17 protein-coding genes and 1 tRNA gene are annotated in these 17,878 nt (G+C 75.1%); 6 read left to right on the forward strand and 12 right to left on the reverse strand.

Annotation, left to right across the window (positions count from 1 at the left end; translation table 11 throughout):
- Nucleotides 1-225: 225 nt before the first annotated feature.
- The 5 genes from ACW14Y_RS11110 to ACW14Y_RS11130 all read right to left on the reverse strand — a co-directional run bounded on the left by ACW14Y_RS11110 (nucleotide 226) and on the right by ACW14Y_RS11130 (nucleotide 4,718).
- Entirely contained in the window at nucleotides 226-1,101 is an 876-nt protein-coding gene (locus ACW14Y_RS11110) for a dioxygenase family protein (RefSeq protein WP_380308206.1), read from the reverse strand.
- A 142-nt stretch (nucleotides 1,102-1,243) separates the two neighbouring features.
- Nucleotides 1,244-2,161 carry a helix-turn-helix domain-containing protein gene (locus ACW14Y_RS11115; RefSeq protein WP_380308204.1) on the reverse strand — a complete coding sequence of 306 codons (918 nt, stop codon included), beginning with the start codon at nucleotides 2,159-2,161 and terminating at the stop codon, nucleotides 1,244-1,246.
- Between the two features lie 124 nt (nucleotides 2,162-2,285).
- Nucleotides 2,286-3,197, reverse strand: coding sequence for an SCO1664 family protein (locus ACW14Y_RS11120; protein WP_380394046.1), 912 nt, complete (start codon nucleotides 3,195-3,197; stop codon nucleotides 2,286-2,288).
- Nucleotides 3,167-3,736 carry a DUF3090 domain-containing protein gene (locus ACW14Y_RS11125; RefSeq protein WP_380394049.1) on the reverse strand — a complete coding sequence of 190 codons (570 nt, stop codon included), beginning with the start codon at nucleotides 3,734-3,736 and terminating at the stop codon, nucleotides 3,167-3,169. Before ACW14Y_RS11125 ends, ACW14Y_RS11120 begins: the two co-directional genes overlap by 31 nt.
- A gap of 193 nt (nucleotides 3,737-3,929) precedes the next feature.
- The gene (locus tag ACW14Y_RS11130; protein ID WP_380394052.1) at nucleotides 3,930-4,718 is read right to left on the reverse strand and encodes a histidine phosphatase family protein; all 789 of its coding nucleotides are present in this window, start codon (nucleotides 4,716-4,718) and stop codon (nucleotides 3,930-3,932) included.
- Between the two features lie 194 nt (nucleotides 4,719-4,912).
- Between ACW14Y_RS11130 and ACW14Y_RS11135 the strand changes: the two genes are divergently transcribed.
- A complete protein-coding gene (locus ACW14Y_RS11135) occupies nucleotides 4,913-5,905 on the forward strand; it encodes a magnesium and cobalt transport protein CorA (protein WP_456986626.1) in 993 nt (330 codons plus the stop codon).
- 182 nt (nucleotides 5,906-6,087) lie between these two features.
- Here ACW14Y_RS11135 and ACW14Y_RS11140 read toward each other — a convergent pair whose 3' ends face one another.
- Entirely contained in the window at nucleotides 6,088-7,146 is a 1,059-nt protein-coding gene (locus tag ACW14Y_RS11140) for an LLM class F420-dependent oxidoreductase (RefSeq protein WP_380308197.1), read from the reverse strand.
- A gap of 331 nt (nucleotides 7,147-7,477) precedes the next feature.
- On the opposite strand from ACW14Y_RS11140, the gene ACW14Y_RS11145 reads away from it, so the two are divergent.
- The 3 genes from ACW14Y_RS11145 to ACW14Y_RS11155 all read left to right on the forward strand — a co-directional run bounded on the left by ACW14Y_RS11145 (nucleotide 7,478) and on the right by ACW14Y_RS11155 (nucleotide 11,821).
- Nucleotides 7,478-8,455, forward strand: coding sequence for an aldo/keto reductase (locus tag ACW14Y_RS11145; RefSeq protein ID WP_380308195.1), 978 nt, complete (start codon nucleotides 7,478-7,480; stop codon nucleotides 8,453-8,455).
- 151 nt (nucleotides 8,456-8,606) lie between these two features.
- On the forward strand, nucleotides 8,607-10,928 hold the full coding sequence (locus ACW14Y_RS11150; protein ID WP_456986627.1) for a helix-hairpin-helix domain-containing protein: 2,322 nt from the start codon (nucleotides 8,607-8,609) through the stop codon (nucleotides 10,926-10,928).
- A 254-nt stretch (nucleotides 10,929-11,182) separates the two neighbouring features.
- On the forward strand, nucleotides 11,183-11,821 hold the full coding sequence (locus ACW14Y_RS11155) for an ester cyclase (RefSeq protein WP_380308191.1): 639 nt from the start codon (nucleotides 11,183-11,185) through the stop codon (nucleotides 11,819-11,821).
- 45 nt (nucleotides 11,822-11,866) lie between these two features.
- Here the strand turns inward: ACW14Y_RS11155 and ACW14Y_RS11160 are convergent, their stop codons facing one another.
- Nucleotides 11,867-12,472 (reverse strand): hypothetical protein, encoded by a 606-nt coding sequence (locus ACW14Y_RS11160; protein ID WP_380308189.1) that lies wholly within the window; start codon nucleotides 12,470-12,472, stop codon nucleotides 11,867-11,869.
- 336 nt (nucleotides 12,473-12,808) lie between these two features.
- Here ACW14Y_RS11160 and ACW14Y_RS11165 point away from each other — a divergent pair, with 336 nt between their 5' ends.
- A complete protein-coding gene (locus ACW14Y_RS11165; RefSeq protein WP_255360265.1) occupies nucleotides 12,809-13,003 on the forward strand; it encodes a DUF5703 family protein in 195 nt (64 codons plus the stop codon).
- A 276-nt stretch (nucleotides 13,004-13,279) separates the two neighbouring features.
- Here ACW14Y_RS11165 and ACW14Y_RS11170 read toward each other — a convergent pair whose 3' ends face one another.
- From ACW14Y_RS11170 to ACW14Y_RS11180, 3 genes are all read right to left on the reverse strand, one after another.
- Nucleotides 13,280-14,161, reverse strand: coding sequence for a chaplin (locus ACW14Y_RS11170; RefSeq protein ID WP_380308187.1), 882 nt, complete (start codon nucleotides 14,159-14,161; stop codon nucleotides 13,280-13,282).
- Nucleotides 14,162-14,405: 244 nt separating this feature from the next.
- Nucleotides 14,406-14,648 (reverse strand): chaplin, encoded by a 243-nt coding sequence (locus ACW14Y_RS11175; RefSeq protein WP_380308185.1) that lies wholly within the window; start codon nucleotides 14,646-14,648, stop codon nucleotides 14,406-14,408.
- Nucleotides 14,649-14,908: 260 nt separating this feature from the next.
- Nucleotides 14,909-16,231, reverse strand: coding sequence for a M20/M25/M40 family metallo-hydrolase (locus tag ACW14Y_RS11180; protein WP_043471987.1), 1,323 nt, complete (start codon nucleotides 16,229-16,231; stop codon nucleotides 14,909-14,911).
- Between the two features lie 252 nt (nucleotides 16,232-16,483).
- Here ACW14Y_RS11180 and ACW14Y_RS11185 point away from each other — a divergent pair.
- Nucleotides 16,484-16,568, forward strand: a tRNA-Leu gene (locus ACW14Y_RS11185).
- 180 nt (nucleotides 16,569-16,748) lie between these two features.
- On the opposite strand, the gene ACW14Y_RS11190 is transcribed toward ACW14Y_RS11185, so the two are convergent.
- Together ACW14Y_RS11190 and ACW14Y_RS11195 are read right to left on the reverse strand one after the other, a co-directional pair.
- A complete protein-coding gene (locus tag ACW14Y_RS11190; RefSeq protein ID WP_456986628.1) occupies nucleotides 16,749-17,507 on the reverse strand; it encodes a methyltransferase domain-containing protein in 759 nt (252 codons plus the stop codon).
- A gap of 60 nt (nucleotides 17,508-17,567) precedes the next feature.
- Nucleotides 17,568-17,831 carry a hypothetical protein gene (locus ACW14Y_RS11195; protein ID WP_456986629.1) on the reverse strand — a complete coding sequence of 88 codons (264 nt, stop codon included), beginning with the start codon at nucleotides 17,829-17,831 and terminating at the stop codon, nucleotides 17,568-17,570.
- Nucleotides 17,832-17,878: the final 47 nt, after the last annotated feature.

The following is a 17,878-nucleotide window of genomic DNA, read 5'->3' on the forward strand; positions in this document are numbered from 1 at the left end:
GGATTCGTCTGCTTTCGCGGCCCGGGCGGTTCCTGACCGATTGTGTCCGGAATCCGTCGCCGGGCCGCCGGCGCGGCACCGTTCCGGAACCGCGCCGGAGCCACGTCGGAACCGCGCCGGACCGCCCCGCGCACGGCCACGCGGGGCGGTCCGGGCGGACGGGCCCCCGGTCGGCCCTGCCGCCGACCGGGCGCCCGCGACCCTGCGGGCAGGCGGCCGGAGCCGCTACAACCGCTGCCAGAGGGCCGGCACGTTCGGCGGCTCCCACCCCGTGATGGCGGTGTGCCCCTGGAGGCACCGGTAGGAGACGCCGCCGTAGGTGACGCGGTCGCCCGCGTTGTAGAAGGTGCCCGCGGCCCAGCTCCCGCCCGGCGGCGTGGTGGGCGGCGTGCTGGTGGGCGGGGTGGTCGGGCCGGTGGGGGTGGCGGTCGGAGTCGGGGTCTGCGGCACGTTGAGCACGAAGTCGTACGTGCCCTCCTTCGCCGAGCCGACCTGGCGGACGTTCATCAGCAGCCGCGCGTCGTAGATCGTGTCGGTGCTGTTGCGCGGCTCGTTCGGGAAGTACAGCTGGGTGGTGAGCACCGGCCGGCCGGGCGCCTGGAGCTTGACGTGGATGTGCCGGGTGCGGCCCGGGTAGAGGCCGGGCACGATCGTGGTGAGGCTGAACGCGCCCTGGGCGTTGGTGAACTGGTGGCCGCGGAAGGTGAACCCGGCGTTGTCGTAGGCGCCGTTCACGTCGGCCTGCCAGAAGTCCAGCAGGACGCCGGACAGGGGCAGGCAGGCGCGGCCGAAGACGTAGCCGCTGACGGTGAGCCTGGTGCCCGGGGTGCTGTCGGTGATGAGCGAGGTGCGCAGCGGCGAGTTGGGCTTGAAGTACGGCCCCTCGGTCTGCTCGATGGTCGGGGCGTCGCCGTCGTGGCACTCGGGGGTGAAGTCCGGCATCTCGCCGGTGCCGACCCGATCGCGGGCCAGGGCGACGCCGCCGCCGACCAGGAGGGGGGCGGTGCCGAGAACGGCGGCTGCCCGGAGGACGGTCTTGCGGCTTATCCGGCGGTCGGTGGGACCGTCCGTCCCGGTGACGGGCTCTTCGGACGCGGGCATGCGCCGACTCCTTCGCTGTGGGTGTGGGGGATCTGCCGGTGTCGATGGAATGACGGCCCTTGCCATGGTGGGGGCATGACAAGGACCGGGCCGGCGGGCCGCCCGCTCGCGCCGGGCGGTCCGCCGGTGGCCGACAGTCAACCTACGGGCCGTCCGGACCTGCCGCGATGGACGTGATCCGGGGATCGTGGTGATTTCCTCCGACCTTGGCCCGGAACTCCCCGGGGGTCATCCCGGTCTCCCGGCGGAAGAACCGGCAGAAGTACGCCGGGTCGCCGAACCCGGCCTCGCGGGACACCTGACGGACCGTCAGTTCGGTGCAGGCCAGCAGGCGCTTGGCCTCCAGCGTCTGCTGCTGGCGGATCAGCCGCCCCGGCGTCCGGCCGGTCGCCTGCTTGACCGTCGCCTGGAGGTGCCCCGCGGAGACCCCCAACTCCTGGGCGCAGGAGGCGACCGAGCGTTGCACTCCGCCCGGGTCGGCGATCAGCCGGGTGAACGCGGCGGCGAGGTCGCCGGTGCGGCCCGGCAGCGCCCCCGGGCCGACCGGCGCACAGGCCCGCAGGGCGCGGACGACCAGGATGTGCAGACTGGCCCGCAGCACGCCCGGATAGCCCGCCGGGCGGGCCCGGTACTCGGCCTCCATGTCCGCCAGCAAGGCGGCGATCGGCCCGGCCTGCTCGCCCAGCCGCACCGCCGGGCGTCCGGCCAGGGCGCGCAGCGCGGCGAGGTCCTGCGGATTGGTCAGGAGGAAGTCCTCGTTGAACAGCACGACCTGGCCGGTGAGGTCGTCCGCGTCCACCCAGTGGTGCACCTGGCCGGGTGCGATCACGCACAACTGCGGCGGCTGCAGCGGCCGCTGGACCAGGTCCAGGACGTGGGCGCCGCGGCCGCCGGTGACGTAGACGATCTCGAAGAAGGAGTGCCGGTGGGGGAAGCCGGCCCGGGACAGCGGGCCGATGGTGTCGAAGCTGCCGATCGCGAACGGGAGCAGATGCGGCAGCGGGACCTGGAGGCGGTGCAGCGGCAGGTCCAGGTGGGGGGTGGTCCGTCGCTCGTCCATCGTCGCAGTGTGCGGCCGGGACCCGGCACCGGTCCAGACCACTGTCCGGTACCGGGACCCGTGGACGGGTGGTCCGGCGGGCCGCCCGGCCCGGGGTTCGAAGGCCGGACGGCCCGGCGGACCGTCAGATCGGCGGCCAGGGGATGGACGGCCAGTCCTCGGAGGGCAGCGGATGGGTGCCGGCCGCGAGCAGCGCCGCGACCCGGGCCCGGGTCGCGTCCAGCTCGGCCGCCGTCAGGTGCGGGGCCAGCCGCTCCCCCAGCGCGCCGTCCAGCTGCCCGGCCAGCCCGGCCAGCACCGCCGCCGCCTCCTCGGGCAGCGGGCTCCCGGCCCAGCCCCAGAGCAGGGTGCGCAGCTTGCCCTCGCTGTGGAACGTGACGCCGTGGTCGATGCCGTAGATCCGGCCGTCCGCGGCCGGGATCAGGTGGCCGCCCTTGCGGTCGGCGTTGTTGAGGACGGCGTCCAGCACCGCGAGCCGGCGCAGCCGGGTGTCGTCAGGGTGGACCAGCAGCGCGGTGCGCCCGTCGCCGACCTCGGCCCGGACGATCGGCAGCCAGCCGTCCTCGGGGCCGGCCGGGTCCTGGAGCGCGAGCAGCGGGTCCGCGTCCGGATCGGGCTCCACCCACAGCTGCACCATGCCGGGGCCGTGCGGTCCGTCGCGCAGCACGGTGGGCGGGACCAGCCCCCAGCCGGTGGCGGCGGACAGCTCGTAGGCGGCGACCTCCCGGCCGGCCAGGGTGCCGTCCGGGAAGTCCCAGAGCGGGCGTTCGCCGGCGACCGGCTTGTAGACCGCCTGCGCGCGGAGGCCGTCGGTGCCGTCGGCACCGTCGACGGCGACGGTGCAGTAGAGGGCCGCGTTGGAGGCGTCGGTGAGCCGGCCGTGCACGGTCAGCGCGCCCTCCCGCAGCAGCCGCAGCGCGGTCGACGGGTCGGCGGCGAGGGCGGCGGCCCCGGCGGGGTCGGCGCGCGGCGGCTCGGTCCCGCCGACCGGGGCGGGCGACGTGTTCAGCGCCGGTACCCGTTCGCGCGCGGGCACAGGTGGCCCTCCGGGTCGAGCGGCAGGTTGCAGAACGGGCAGGGCTTGCGACCGGCCGCGACGAGGTCCAGCGCGCGCCTGGCGAACACCCGGGCCATCGCGCCGGAGAGCCGCACCCGGAGCATGTCGGGGCCGTTCTCGTCGTCCTCGAAGACGGCGGCGCCCGCCTCCTCGCCCTCCTCCTCCTCGATCAGCGCCTGCGCCTCGACGACCAGGCAGCTGTCCACGGTGTCCCACGCCAGCGCCATCGTGCCGACCCGGAACTCCTGCTCCAGCGGCAGGTCCAGCGGCGCGGTGTCCAGCAGCTCCTGCGGGGCGGCGGCCGGGATGGCGGCCTCGCCGCCGCTGCGGCGCAGGGCCTCGTCGAGGACCTCCTCGATCCGCTCGGCGAGCGCGGAGACCTGGGTCTTCTCCAGCAGCACGCTGGTGATCCGTCCCCGGGCGCTGGCCTGGAGGTAGAACGCCCGGGCGCCGGGCTGGCCGACGGTGCCGGCCACGAACCGTTCGGGCTGGTCGTAGAAGTAGACCTGACGGGGCACGCTCTCGCTCCGGATCGTGTCGATCGTCGTGGACGTCGGGGACGCCACGGGGTTCGGGGTCGGGCCCGGTGGTCCCGGGGTGCGCGGCGGGGTGCGCCGGGGCCCACTGGTCACCCTACGACCTCCCGGGCCGGGCCGGGGAGCCGAGCCCGGGGGCGGGCCGCCCGGGGTCCGTCTCCCGGATTCTGCCGGATCAGGCCGCGCCGGTGGAACCGCCGACCACGGCGTCCCCGCTCGGACCGGCCTGGCCGTCGTGGCCCGGGTGGGCGGCGGGCCGGGGGGCGAGGGAGGCGAGATCGCCGGTGTCGCCCATCCTCAGCACGAACGGGCGGCGCGCGGTGTAGCGGATCGCGGTGACCGAGCAGGGATCGACGTTGATCCGCTGGAAGTGGTCGAGGTGCAGGCCCAGCGCGTCGGCCACCACGGCCTTGATCACGTCGCCGTGCGAGCAGGCGATCCAGACCGCGTCCTCCCCGTGCTCGGCGGCGATCCTCTCGTTCCACTCGCGGACCGCGCCGACGGTGCGGTGGCTCAGCTCGCGCAGCGACTCGCCGCCGGGGAAGGCGGCGGCGGCCGCGTGGTCCTGGACGGTGCGCCAGAGCGGCTCCTTGGCGAGCTCGGCCAGCGGGCGGCCGGTCCACTCCCCGTAGTGGCACTCGCCGAGCCGGTCGTCCAGCGCGGGCCCGCCCGCCGCGGCGGCGCGCTCGGAGCCGTCCGCCCCGGAAGCGGCAGCCCCGGGAACGGCCGGCTCGGGGCGGGCCAGCTCGGGGCGGGCCGCGAGCAGCGGCTCCAGGGTCTGGCGACAGCGCTCCAGCGGGCTGCTGACCGCCCGGACCAGCGGGACCGGGGCGAGCCGGTCGGCGAGCGCGGCGGCCTGCGCGCGCCCGGTGTCGTCGAGCTCCACACCCGGCGTCCAACCGGCCAGGATTCCGGCGGTGTTCGCGGTGGAGCGGCCGTGGCGGACGAGCAGCAGGGTCGGCATGGGCCCACCCTACGGCCTCCCGGACCGGGGCGGGCGGGCTTCCGGATCTTGGTCGGGGCGCTGCCGGGGGGCGCCGCCCGGGGGTCCGGACCGGGGGCAGGGGTGGGGCGCGGGGGACGCGGGGGACGGTGGAGACCCGTGCCGGGGCGAACCGTCGTCGCGGCGGATGTTTCGGAACGGCGCCAGGGGCGAGAATGGCGCGCATGATCGTCCACTGCGCCATCTACCGGGACGGCCGCCCGGTCGCGACGCCCGCCGGTCCGGCCGGCTCCCTCGCCGCCGCGCGGAAGGCGGGGCGCGGCGGCTTCGTCTGGATAGGCCTGTTCGAGCCGACCGTCGAGGAACTCGACCAGGTCTCCGACGAGTTCGGCCTGCACCCGCTGGCCGTCGAGGACGCGGTCGGCGCCCACCAGCGGCCCAAGGTGGAGGCGTACCAGGACTCGCTGTTCGTCGCGCTCAAGACCCTCGGCTACCACCCCGGCGGCCACGCGGTGACCAGCGGCGAGGTGATGCTCTTCGTCGGCGAGGACTTCGTGATGACCGTCCGGCACGGCACCGACACCCCGCTCGGGAACCTCCGGGCCGAGCTGGAGGAGCACCCGGAGGTGCTCAAGTACGGCCCGAGCGCCGTGCTGCACTCCGTCTGCGACGCGGTGGTGGACGGCTACGTGGACGTGGTGGTCGGGCTCCAGGCCGACCTCGACGAACTGGAGGCCGATGTGTTCGCCCCCGGCCGGGTGGGCCGGGACGTCGCGAGCCGGATCTACGGCTACAAGCGGCAGCTGGTCACCGTCCGCCGGGCCACCGGCCCGCTGGTCGAGCCGATGATGCGGCTGGACCGCGACGGGGTGCCGCACGTCCGCGCCGAGGCGCAGCCCTACCTGCGGGACGTCTCCGACCACCTGGCCCGGGCCAACGACCAGGTGGAGGGGATGGACCGGCTGCTCTCGGACATCCTCGCCGCCAATCTGGCGCAGGTCAGCGTGCAGCAGAACAACGACATGCGGAAGATCTCGGCCTGGGCGGCGCTGGCCGCCGTGCCGACGATGATCGCGGGCGTGTACGGGATGAACTTCGAGCACATGCCCGAGCTGCACCAGCCCTGGGGCTATCCGGCGGCGGTGTCGCTGATGGTGGTGGTCTGCGTGCTGCTGCACCGGGTGTTCAAGCGGCACGACTGGCTGTAGGGCCGGTCGCTCCCCCGCCACCGGTCGTTCCCGGGCGGCACCGTCGCCGGTCGTTCCCGAGTGGCACCGCCACTGGTCGTTCCCCGGTGGCATCGTCGCCGGTCGTTCCCCGGTGGCATCGTCGCCGGTCGTTCCCGGGCGGCACCGTCGCCGGTCGGACGGTGCCACCCGGGCCTCGGCGGTCAGGCCAGGCCGGCCCGCTCCAGCGCCGCGACGCCGGTGCGCAGCGCGGTGATCCGCTCGTCCAGGGTGAAGCCGGCCGGGGCCAGGGTGAGCGTGGTGACGCCCGCGTCGGCGTACGCCTGCATCCGGTCGGCGATCCGGGCGGTGTCGCCGATCAGCGAGGTGGCGTCGATGAGCTCGTGCGGGACGGCGGCGGCCGCGCCCGCGTAGTCCCTGGCCAGGTAGCGCTCCTGGACCTCGTCGGCGGCCTGCTCGTAGCCCATCCGCCGGGCGAGCTGGTTGTAGAAGTTCTTCTCCTTGCTGCCCATGCCGCCGATGTAGAGCGCGGTGTACGAGCGCTGCGAGTCGACGCCCGCCTTGATGTCCTCGCCGACCGCGATGGCAACGGTGGGGCAGACGTCGAAGCCCTCGAACTCCCGGCCGGTCTCGGCGCCGGCCCGGACCCGGCCGGCCTTCAGCGGGTCGAGGGAGAGCGCGGCGTGCGCCGGGTCGAAGAAGATGCCGAGCCAGCCGTCGGCGATCTCGCCGGTCTGCTCCAGGTTCTTCGGGCCGATCGCGGCGATGTACAGCGGGATGTGCTCGCGCACCGGGTGCACGGTGAGCTTGATCGGCTTGCCGGGGCCGCCGGGCAGCGGCAGCGTCCAGTGGTCGCCCTCGTGGACCAGCCGCTCGCGGGACATCGCCTTGCGGATGATCTCCACGTACTCGCGGGTGCGGGCCAGCGGCTTGTCGAACTTCACGCCGTACCAGCCCTCGGAGACCTGGGGGCCGGAGACGCCGAGGCCGAGCCGGAAGCGGCCGCCGGAGAGGGTGTCCAGGGTGGCGGCGGTCATCGCGGTCATCGCCGGGGTGCGGGCCGGGATCTGGAAGATCGCCGAGCCCACGTCGATCCGCTCGGTCCGGGCGGCGACGAAGGACAGCACGGTGGCCGCGTCCGAACCGTAGGCCTCGGCGGCCCAGCAGACCGAGTAGCCGAGCCGGTCGGCCTCCTGGGCGACGGCGATGTTGTCGGCGTCCATGCCGAGTCCCCAGTAGCCGAGGTTGATGCCGAGTCGCATGGGCACTGCCTTCCAGTCGGTTGTTCCGCGAGGGTAGCGGCGCGTTCGGCGGACATGCTACTGGCCGGTAGGAGTGGGCCGGGTCACATTCCGGCCGCGTGGCGGGGCCCGGGGGCGAGCCCCACGGGGGCCGGGGTGGTCCTGCGGCGGGGGCCGGGGTCGTCCTGCGGGTCTGCACACCTGCCCGGGCACCGGCCGCTACGCTCAGCCGACGTGGGGGCGCCTCGCCCCACCTGCGCGTTCGTCCCCGTCGTCCCGGCCGTGCGGCCGCGGTGCCGGCCGGTGGCGCCGCGCCGCCACCGCACCTACGGCCAGTAAGAGGGCACGTCCGATGGAAAAGCGTCACCTCGGCCGCACCGGGCTGCAGGTCTCCCGGCTCGGCCTCGGCACCATGACCTGGGGCCGCGCCACCGACGAGCAGGAGGCCGCGGAACAGCTCAAGGAGTTCGTCGACGCCGGCGGGAACCTCGTCGACACCGCCGACGTCTACGCCGACGGCGACGCCGAGTACCTGCTGTCCCGGCTCACCGACAGCCTCGTCCCCCGCTCCGACCTGGTCATCGCCACCAAGGCCGGCAGCGTCCCGGCCGCCCGCCGCTTCGACGGCTCGCGCGGGCACCTGCTCGCCGCGCTCGACGCCTCGTTGCGCCGGCTCGGCACCGACTACGTCGACCTCTGGCAGGTGCACGCCTTCGACCCGGCCACGCCGGTCGAGGAGACCCTCAGCGCCCTCGACATCGCCGTCTCCTCCGGCCGGGCCCGCTACGTCGGGGTCTGCGACTTCAGCGGCTGGCAGCTGGCCAAGGCCGCCACCTGGCAGAACGCCCATCACGGGCGGGTGCCGCTGGCCGGGGCGCAGCTGGAGTACTCGCTGCTCCAGCGCGGCATCGAACGGGAGGCCCTGCCCGCCGCCCTGGACGCCGGGGTCGGGCTGCTCGCCGCCTCCCCGCTCGGGCGCGGCGTGCTGACCGGCAAGTACCGGCACGGGCTGCCGCAGGACTCGCGCGGCGCCTCCCCGTACCTGGCCGGGTTCGTCCAGCCGTACCTCGGGGAGCGTCCCCGGAGGATCGTGGACGCCGTCGCGACCGCCGCCGACGGACTCGCCAGCAGCCCGCTGGCGGTGGCGCTCGCCTGGGTCCGGGACCGCCCCGGGGTGGCGAGCGCACTGGTCGGGGCCCGTACGGTGGCGCAGCTGCAGGCGGCGCTGTCGGTGGAGGCGCTTACGCTTCCGGAGGAGATCCGCGGTGCGCTCGACGACATCTCGGCGCCGGTCCACCGCTACCCCGACCAGGGGTGGAGCGAGCTGTAGCGGTCGCTCCACCCCGCGCCCGAGCCTGCCCGAACCGACCGACCGCCGACCCGGCCGCCCCGCGCGGCCCCGGACCGGCCCGAACCGCCGACCGCCCGCAGCAGGGGCGGCCGGTACCCAGCAGTGGAGTTGAGCTTTTGTGGAGCGGACGATGACTGACGCGGAGAACGGCGCCCCGGAGGAGTCCTCGATGAGTCCGGACACGGGCGGCGCCGTGCCCGCGCAGGCGTCGGCGGAGCGGGGGCCGGTGGACGCGGACGGGGGCGTCGAGGCGGCGGGCCCGGAGACGGGCCCGACGGACGGGGACCCGGAGTCGGGCCCGGCGGACGCGGGCGCGGCGGTGCCGGACGCGGCCGGTCCCGGCGGCGACGCCGCGGACCGGGCCGCCGCCGTCGCGGCGCTGGCCGAGCGGGTCCGCTCGGTGGGCCGCTCCGGCCCGGGCGCCGCCGCGTCCTCGGCCGACTCGGCCGACCCGTCGTCGGAGGGCGGGGCGGCTCCCGCCACCCCCGCGGACGGCACCGGCACCGGTCGGGTGGTGACCGACGAGCAGCGGGCACAGGCGCTCCGCGCGACCGCCGAGGTGCTCGGCGCGGGCGGCGCCCCGGCCGAGCTGGCCACCGCCGCCGTGTCGGTGTTCGGCGACGGCGCGGCCGAGCAGCTCCGCGAGGACCCGTGGGCCGTGCTCTCCCTGCCCGGCGTCCGCCCCGAGCACGCGGACGGCTTCGCCCGCGGCCTGCTCGGCCCGGCCGCCGGTCCGGGCGACCCGCGGCGGGCGCAGGCGCTGGTCGGCTGGCTGCTGGAGCAGGCGGCGCTGCGCGGCCACTCCGCCCTGGAGATCGGGGAGGTGACCGCCGGGCTGGAGCGCCTCGGGGTACCGGACTCCGCCGCCGCCGTGCAGGCCGCGGTGCTCGACGGCCGCGCGATGCCGTTCCAGGAGGAGCTCACCGGGGCCGAGGCGCACGCGGCGGGCGGCGAGGACGAGGACGAGCCGCCGACCCGGACCCTGCTCGCCCTGGAGCGACTCGCGCTGGCGGAGGAGAGCCTGGCGGACGGCCTGGTCCGGCTGATGTCCACCTTCGTGCCCGGCGAGGACCACGAGGAGGCCGACGGGGCCACCGGGGAGACCGAGGAGACCGGCGACGGGACCGACAGCGGGTCCGCGGAGGAAGCCGGAGCCCTCGCGGAGGCGGACGCCGCGGAAGCCGACGCCGCGGAAGCCGACGCCGAAGCCGAGACCGACACCGACGCCGCCCCGCAGGCACCCGCCGCGCCCGGTCCGGCCGCCTGGGAGGCCGCCGCCGCGGCCGCCCCGTCCTCCTCCGCGGCCGCCCTGGTCCGGGCCGCCGCCGGGAGCGCGCTCGTCCTGCACACCGGCGGCGAGGCCGCCCGCGCCGAGCCGGCCGCCCTGCTGGCCTCGGCCACCGGCCTCGGGCTGCGCGCCTGGGCCGCCACCTGGACCGACCACGGCCGCGACGCCTTCGCCGCGCTCGCCCCGCTCGCCGACACCCCGGCCCCCGCGCCCGTCGCCACGCTGGCCGAGCTGCTCGCCGGCGCCGCCGGCCCCGGCCGGTCCCCCGACGGCATGCTCGCGCTCGACCTGCTGGTCGTGCTGGACGCCCCGCTGCTGGACGTCGAGCTGGCCGCGACCCTGCTGGAGTCGCTGGCCGACGGCACCCGGCTGGTGCTCAGCGGCGACCCGGGCCAGCTGTGGTCCGCCGGTCCGGGCCGGTTCTTCGCCGACCTGCTCACCGCCAAGGTCTGCCCGGCCGTCGCCTCCCGCACGCCGGACTTCGGCCCGATCGGCGAGCTGGTCTCCGGCATCGGCATCGGCGAGCTGCAGCCGGTCGAGGCGCCGGACAAGGAGGTGGTCATCCTGACCGCCAAGGACAGCGCGGAGGCCGTCCACCGCGCCGTCCAGCTGCTCACCGACTCCATCCCGCGCGCCCTCGGCATCCCGTCCGAGCAGGTCGTCCTGCTCACCCCGGGCCACGGCGGCGGGGGCGGCACCCGCGCGCTGAACGCGGCCGCCAAGGCCAGGCTCAACCCGGGCCCGGGCCGGTTCGCCGGCTTCGACCCCGGCGACCGGGTCGCCGACTCGCCCGCGCCGGGCCACACCCGGCTGGCCCGGGTGGTCGACGGCGACGCCGCCGGCCTGCACCTGGAGTACCCGGACGGCAGCCGCCGCACCGTCGCGCCCGCCGAGGCCCAGAAGCTGCGGCACGGCTGGGCGCTGACCGTCCACCAGGCGGTCGGCCGGCACTGGCCGGGCGCGGTGGTGGTCGTGCCGGACGACGCGGCGGCGGCGCTCAGCCGGCAGTGGGTGTACACGGCGTTCGGCCGGGGCGAGCGGCACCTCTCGGTGGTCCACGCCGCCGGACCGGCGCTCCCGCAGGCCGTCGCCGAGCGCCCGGCCGCGCCGCGCACCACGCGGCTGCGCGCGATCCTCGCCGAGAACGCCGCGCAGGAGTACTGACGGGCCCGAACGGCGTCCGGTCCGCACGGAGGGCCCCCTCGTACGTCCTCGGACGTACGAGGGGGCCCTCGGCCTTCCCACCCGCCGCCGACCGGGGCGCCCTCCCGGCCCTCCGGCCCTCCGGCCATGAACAGGATTCATCGTTCCGGTAGAAAGCAAGCCTTGGACGCATGCCACCGGGCCGACGGAGGGTGAGGACGTCCCCCGGCGCGCACCTCCGCGCCGGCCGTCCCCCGAGAGGAACGTCCGAAACCATGCGTCCGAAGCGCCGCTCCCGCCCCGCCTCCGCGACCCTCGCCGGCTCCCTGGCCGCCCTGCTCGCCGTCGGCGCCGTCCTCGGCGGTGCGACCGCCGCCACCGCCCGCGACTCCGCCGACCGGGCCTCCGCCCCGGGCACGGACCGGGCCTGGCGGCTGGTGGACCGCTCGCCCGACCTCGTCCGGCCGCTCGCGCTCACCGTGGACGGCTCGCTGGGGGCCCGCCGGGCCGCGCAGGAGATCCGGCTGGCCCAGCAGCTCTACACGTTCTGGAACACCGGGGAGCAGCGCTATCTGGACGCCGCCGTCGACCGGGACTTCCGGGACAACACCCTCCCGGCGGGGCGGCCGCAGGGGCCCACCGGCCCGGCCGTCGCCTCGCGCGCCTTCCGGGCCGCCGTGCCCGACCTCCGGTGCGAGCTGGCCGACCTCCTGGTCACCGGGGACAGGCTCACCGCCCGGCTGGTGTTCCGAGGTCACTTCACCGGGGTGTTCCAGGGACGGGCCGGTCGCGGGCAGGCCGTGGAGTTCGCCGCGATCGACATCCAGCACGTCGGCGCGCGGCGGATCACCGAGGACTGGCACCTCGAGGACAACACGACACTCCTCGCCCAGCTCGGCGCCGCCGCCGGCTGAGCGGGCCCCCGCCCCGCGCGCCGGGCGCGCGGGGCGGGACAGGGGTCAGTCGTCGAGGTCCTCGTCGTCGTAGACCTCGCTGACGTCGAAGCGGCAGATCAGCAGCTGCGGGTCCGCGTGCTCGAACGGCTCCGGCAGCCACTCCCCCGGCTCGCTCGGCTCGGCTGCCGCCACCCAGAGCGTGGAGTCGCCCTCCTCCAGCCCGAACTCCTCGCTGCGGGCGGCGATCTCGTCCGGCTCGAACTCGCCGAACAGCACGCCGATCGCGGCGTTCACCCCGTCGCCCGAGGCCCCCTCCGGGGTCAGCGAGTCGTCCAGCCGCTCGGCCTGGGCACGCAGCCGCTTCGGGTCGACGATGTGGTAGTCGCGGCGGATCAGCACGCTGATCGCCTCGGGCTGTTCGGGTCCGTGGTACCCGCCCGGGCCCTCGTCGCCGGGGACCTCGAAGGGGGTCACCTCGTCGTAGACCTCGTACAGGAGTTGGTCGTACGCGATGGCCGCCGTCGCGAGCTGCTCGTAGGCGGTGGACACAGCGGAATCGTCCGCTGCGCTGGGGCTTGACACCGCTTCCAGATGACGGTCGATGGCGGCCTTGACCGCCTCGGCGGCGGCGCGTACCTCGGCAATGGTGGGCTGCGCGGCATCAGACATGGTGCAGACGCTATCTCCCCCCGGTGCCGGTACGCACAGCGGTTGTCACCTACACCCGCGATTTCACCGCAACTTCCCCCTTGATGTCCGTTCCGCATGCATCTGTCCCCCGCCGGAAAGCGCTCGACGGCGCACGCCGGGCGCACGCGCGGGCCCGCCCCGGAGTCGCTTCGCCCGGCGCGCCGGGGGTATGCCGACCACAGCAGCAACGGAACTGATGTCCAGTCAGTCAGGTGCGGGCCGGGGCGGCCGAAAATACCCGGGCCCGCTGTCGGAGGCAGGCCGTAGGCTTGCTCGGAGGCGTCCCACAGGAGGAGCATTTTGACCCCACCGAAGCTGGTCCGGCAGCCGGAGTACGAGTACCAGTCGCTGCGCATGCCGCGCGGGACGTCCCGCAACGCGGCACGCCAACTTCTCACCGATCACGCCGAGTACGGGCACTGGGAGCTCGACCGGCTCCGACTGCTCCCGGACGGCAGCCGAACGGTGCTGCTGCGTCGGCGGATCATCCGGCAGGTACGGAGCTGGTGACGGTCCGGGGCCGGTGACCGTCCGGAGCCCGTGCGGGTGCGGAGCCGCTGCCCGTGCCGGCGCGGAGCCGGTGACGGCGGGCGTACGGCGGCTGTACGGGGCCGGGACGCCGCAGGGGTGCCGCGTCCGGACCGGCGGCGCTGCCCTCCCGGCCCCTTCCGGCCTCTGCCGGGCCCCTGAAGGCCCCGAAGGCACTGGAGCCCCTGACGGCACGGCACCGGCCCCGGGCCGTGGGGCCCGGGGCCGGTGTGCCGGAGAGTCCGGCGCCGGAGTTGCTCAGCGGGCGCCGGCGCGGGCGCGGCGGTAGAGCACGCCGCCGCCGATCAGCAGGGCCAGACCGGCCGCGCCGAGCAGTTCGGTGTCACCGGCGCCGGTGGAGGCGAGCTGGCTGCCCGCCGTGGCGGCGGTCGGGGCCGCGGACGGGCTTCCGGTGCGCGCGGCCGCCGGGCGGGCCTGCGGAACGCCGGGAGCACTGGCCGGGGTCGTGGCCGTCCCGCTCGCACCGGTCGCCCCGCCGCCGGACGGCGTGGCCTCCGAGGGGCCGCCGTTCCTGGGGGTCCCCTGCGTGGTCTCGCCGCTGCTCGGGGTCTGGGTGACCGGCGGGGTGGACGGGTGGCCGGTGGTGGCGGGCGGCGGCGGGTTGTGCGGGCCGTGCTCCTCCGGGCAGTCCTCGTCGGGCGTGACGGGCGGAGCGGTGTGCGCGGGCGCGGCCGTGTTGGCGCAGTCGTTGCCGAAGGCCGGGTTGGCGGCCCCGACCACGTCGACCGAGTTGCCGCAGGCGTTGACCGGGATGTGCACCGGGGCCTGGACGCTGTTCCCGGCGGCGACACCGGGCGACCCGGTGGCCGCGCCGGAGGCGCTCGAACCCGAGGCCGACTTGCCACCGCCCGCGTGCGCGCCGCCGCCGTGATGCCCGGAGGCGTTGGCACAGTTGTTGCCGTACGCCGGGTTCAGCACGCCGACCACGTCGACCGTGTTGCCGCAGGCGTTGATCGGCACCTCCACCGGCACCTGCACCGAGTTCCCGGAGGCGACACCCGGTGAACCCACCGCCGCGCCCTCCGCACCGGCGGTCGCGCTGGCGTAGCCGGCTGTCGAGGCCAGCACACTGCCGGTGGCCACGGCCGTGAGGAGCCCCTTCTTGGCTGCGTTCCTCATATTTTCCCCTGACATTTCGAGACGACGTGACGACCTTCCGAAAGTCGGAATTTCCGATTGGGCGGAGAGGTCCTCGGCTGCATGGGAGAAAACGAAGCAACCCTCAAGGAGGTTGAGCCGTGCGGCCCCCATTCACTCTTTCGAGGGATGCCATGGGTCGCTCCGGGGGCGGCCCCGGAAACGCAGGCGCCCCCGGCGCGGCGCGTACGCCGCCCGGGGGCCCGACTCAACGACCGACCGAGGATCAGACGTTCGCGCAGTGGTTGCCGAACGCCGGGTTCAGCACGCCGATCACACTGATGGTGTTGCCGCACAGGTTGACCGGGATGTGCACCGGGATCTGGATCTGGTTGCCGGCCACGACGCCCGGGGAACCGGCGGCCACACCCTCGGCACCGGCCCCGCCGTGGGCGGAGGCCGCACCGGCGACGGCGAGCACCAGACCACCGGTGGCGGCGGCAACGGCGGCGATCTTCTTGACCTTCATCATTCCTCCTGTATGAACACCCGGATATCGGCTCCGGGCCGTCACAGGAAGGAACGAGGGTTGCGGCAAACGGGGTACGGAACAGACGTTGCATTCACCCGGACCGGTGATACGACGAACATGTCATCGAACTGCCGGGGGCGGTGTCCGACCGGAAACACGGGAGCCGCACGGCGGACCGCCCTGCGGCTCCCGTGCGGCTCCCGTCCCGGCCGGCCGACCGGTCCGCAGACCGGTCGGCAGACAACTCGGCAGGCTGGTCAGCAGGCGTCGAGGAACCGGTCCAGCACCCGGACGCCGAACTTCAGACCGTCCACCGGCACCCGCTCGTCCACCCCGTGGAACATCCCGGCGAAGTCCAGCTCCGGCGGCAGCTGGAGCGGGGCGAAGCCGAAGCAGCGGATCCCGAGGTCCTGGAAGGACTTCGCGTCCGTCCCGCCGGACAGGCAGTACGGCACCGCGCGGGCGATCGGGTCCTCGGCGCGCAGCGCGGTCTGCATCGCCTCGACCAGGGCCCCGTCGAAGCTCGTCTCGATCGCCTTGTCCGAGTGCAGGCTCTCCCGCTTCACCCGCGGGCCGAGCACGCTGTCCAGCTCGGCCAGGAACTCCTCCTCGTAGCCGGGCAGGAAGCGGCCGTCCACGTGCGCGGTGGCCTGGCCGGGGATGACGTTCACCTTGTAGCCGGCGCCGAGCATGGTCGGCTGGGCGGTGTTGCGCAGCGTGGTGCCGATCATCTTGGCGATGCCGCCGAGCACCCGGAGCGTCTCGTCCATGTTCTCCGGGTCGAGCTCGACGCCGAGCGCGTCCGACAGCTCGTCGAGGAAGGCCCGGACGGTCTTGGTGATGCGCAGCGGGAACTCGTGCCGCCCGAGGCGGGCGACCGCCTCGCACAGCTCGGTGATGGCGTTGTCGTTGTTCTCCATCGACCCGTGCCCGGCCCGGCCCTCGACCGTGAGCCGCATCCAGTGCATGCCCTTCTCGGCCGTCTCGATCAGGTAGAGCCGGTTCCGGTCGTTGACGGTGAAGGAGAAGCCGCCGACCTCGCCGATCGCCTCGGTCACGCCCTCGAAGAGCCCCGGGTGCTTGTCCACCAGGTACCGCGCGCCGTAGGTGCCGCCCGCCTCCTCGTCGGCGAGGAAGGCCAGCACCAGGTCCCGCGGGGGCTTGCGGCCGGTGCGCAGCCGGTCGCGCACCACGGCCAGGGTCATGGCGTCCATGTCCTTCATGTCGACCGCGCCGCGCCCCCAGACGCAGCCGTCCGCGATCTCGCCGGAGAACGGGTCGTACGTCCAGTCCGCGGCGTTGGCCGGCACGACGTCGGTGTGCCCGTGGATCAGCAGGCCCGGCCGGGACCGGTCCTCGCCCTCGATCCGGACGACGGTGGAGGCCCGCCCCTTGGCGGACTCGATGATCTGCGGTTCGAGGCCGAACTCCGCGAGCTGCTCGGCCACGTACTCGGCCGCCTTCCGCTCGCCCGGACCGGAACCGTCGCCGTAGTTACTGGTGTCGATCCGGATCAGATCGCGGCAGATGTCGGCGACCTCGGACTCCCCCGTCACCTTCGACTCGCTCCGCTCGCTCACGGTCACTCCTCGTCTCTGGCCCGCACCGGCACCCCAGCGGCGCCCCAGGACCTGCACCCGGGTCGCACGAGCACGTCCGCCCATCCTCTCCCAGCCCCCGACCCGGATCCACCCCCAGGAAACACGCCGACACACCGCCGCAACCCCCACTCCCCCGCCCCGACCCGTTTTGGGACCGGCAGCGGATCACTGCTACAGTTACATCTGTCAGCGCGGCCGACGAACAGAAGGAAGCCGCGAGGACAACACCCCGTCCGGGTGGCGGAATGGCAGACGCGCTAGCTTGAGGTGCTAGTGCCCTTTATCGGGCGTGGGGGTTCAAGTCCCCCCTCGGACACAGCGGAAGGCCCCAGATTCGTCTGGGGCCTTTTTCGTTTTCCCCAGCGGCGTGACCAATGACGCGACCGATCGCAAAACCTCGTGGCACATCACGAAAGGGACCCCGGATTCGTCCGGGGTCCCTTTCCTTTTCCGCGCCGCGGCGCGAGCGGGCCGTGGGGTGCGGGGAGGGCGCCGGTCAGGGGGCGTGGGCGGTTACGGTGACGGCGGTTTCGGCGAGGAAGAAGCGGCCCTGGGCGGCGGCGAGGTGGACGGCGGTGTGCCAGGTCCCGATCTCCGCCCGGGAGAGGGTGCCCCGGCCCTCCTCGGCGGCGGTGGTCAGGGCGTGGCGGATGCCCTCGATCCGGCGGGCGGCGTGGCCGGTCAGCTCGGTGGAGCTGGTGACGACCGGGTGGACCCGTCCGAGCCGCAGCGGGGAGTTCCGGACCAGGCCCGGGAGCTTGCGGCCGATCCGCCCGTCCACGTGGTCCATCCACGACTGCTGGTCGTCGGTGAAGGCGTGGCAGATCCGCCGGTCGAGGTCCCGGTCCGCACCGGCGATCACCAGTGAGTCGAAGTCGACGTGTGCCAGCACCGCCCGGCCGCCGGGCCGCAGCACCCGGGCGGTCTCGGCGAGCAGCGCGGCCGGGTCCGGCAGGCATTCGAGCACGTTGTAGGAGACCGCGGCGTCGAGGTCGTGGTCGGGCAGCGGGAGCGGGCGGGCCAGGTCCGCCGTCCCGATGCCGATGCCGCCGGGGTGGTCCGCCAGCAGGCGCCGGGCGGTCGCGACGCTGTCGGCCGAGTGGTCGAGGCCGAACAGCCGGGCGTCGGGGTGGCGTCGGGAGAAGACGGCCAGGGTGGGGCCGGTGCCGCAGCCGAGGTCGAGCACTCGCCCGCCCGGGCGCAGCGCCGCCTCGTCCACCAGGTACTCGTGGATCGGCTCGTCGGCTTCCGACATGTGTCCCCCTCGGCGTCCGGCCTGTTCTACCACCGGGCGGCGACGGCGGGCACCGGGTTTTCAGCGGGCGGCCCAGACCGGGCAGCGGGGGTGGTGGCGGTGGGTGCGGATGACCGTCCCGCCGAGCGAGCGGCGCTCACTGGTGGAGACGGCGCAGCAGGCGGCGGCCGGCGGGGCACACGGTGCCGGCGCGGGTGCGGGCACGGGAGTACCCGGCCGGGCCGCGCTCGGCGGGGGTGCGGGGAGCGGGCGGCGGGGGCGGCGGTCGGTGGAACGGCGGTCGGTGGAGCGGCGGCCGCGGCGGTGCGGCGAGGAGGTCGTCATGGGAGCGGGATTGCCCGGGGTGACGGCCCCGAACCTCGCATTACCTC

It is taken from the genome of Kitasatospora sp. cg17-2, assembly GCF_054031055.1.

Bases quoted from the DNA above. Each gene is read 5' to 3' on its own strand.
- ACW14Y_RS11110 (WP_380308206.1), bottom strand. From the start codon at position 1,101: ATGCCCGCGTCCGAAGAGCCCGTCACCGGGACGGACGGTCCCACCGAC.
- ACW14Y_RS11115 (WP_380308204.1), bottom strand. From the start codon at position 2,161: ATGGACGAGCGACGGACCACCCCCCACCTGGACCTGCCGCTGCACCGC.
- ACW14Y_RS11130 (WP_380394052.1), bottom strand. From the start codon at position 4,718: ATGCCGACCCTGCTGCTCGTCCGCCACGGCCGCTCCACCGCGAACACC.
- ACW14Y_RS11135 (WP_456986626.1), top strand. From the start codon at position 4,913: ATGGCGCGCATGATCGTCCACTGCGCCATCTACCGGGACGGCCGCCCG.
- ACW14Y_RS11140 (WP_380308197.1), bottom strand. From the start codon at position 7,146: ATGCGACTCGGCATCAACCTCGGCTACTGGGGACTCGGCATGGACGCC.
- ACW14Y_RS11145 (WP_380308195.1), top strand. From the start codon at position 7,478: ATGGAAAAGCGTCACCTCGGCCGCACCGGGCTGCAGGTCTCCCGGCTC.
- ACW14Y_RS11150 (WP_456986627.1), top strand. From the start codon at position 8,607: ATGACTGACGCGGAGAACGGCGCCCCGGAGGAGTCCTCGATGAGTCCG.
- ACW14Y_RS11155 (WP_380308191.1), top strand. From the start codon at position 11,183: ATGCGTCCGAAGCGCCGCTCCCGCCCCGCCTCCGCGACCCTCGCCGGC.
- ACW14Y_RS11160 (WP_380308189.1), bottom strand. From the start codon at position 12,472: ATGTCTGATGCCGCGCAGCCCACCATTGCCGAGGTACGCGCCGCCGCC.
- ACW14Y_RS11170 (WP_380308187.1), bottom strand. From the start codon at position 14,161: ATGAGGAACGCAGCCAAGAAGGGGCTCCTCACGGCCGTGGCCACCGGC.
- ACW14Y_RS11175 (WP_380308185.1), bottom strand. From the start codon at position 14,648: ATGAAGGTCAAGAAGATCGCCGCCGTTGCCGCCGCCACCGGTGGTCTG.
- ACW14Y_RS11190 (WP_456986628.1), bottom strand. From the start codon at position 17,507: ATGTCGGAAGCCGACGAGCCGATCCACGAGTACCTGGTGGACGAGGCG.
- ACW14Y_RS11195 (WP_456986629.1), bottom strand. From the start codon at position 17,831: ATGACGACCTCCTCGCCGCACCGCCGCGGCCGCCGCTCCACCGACCGC.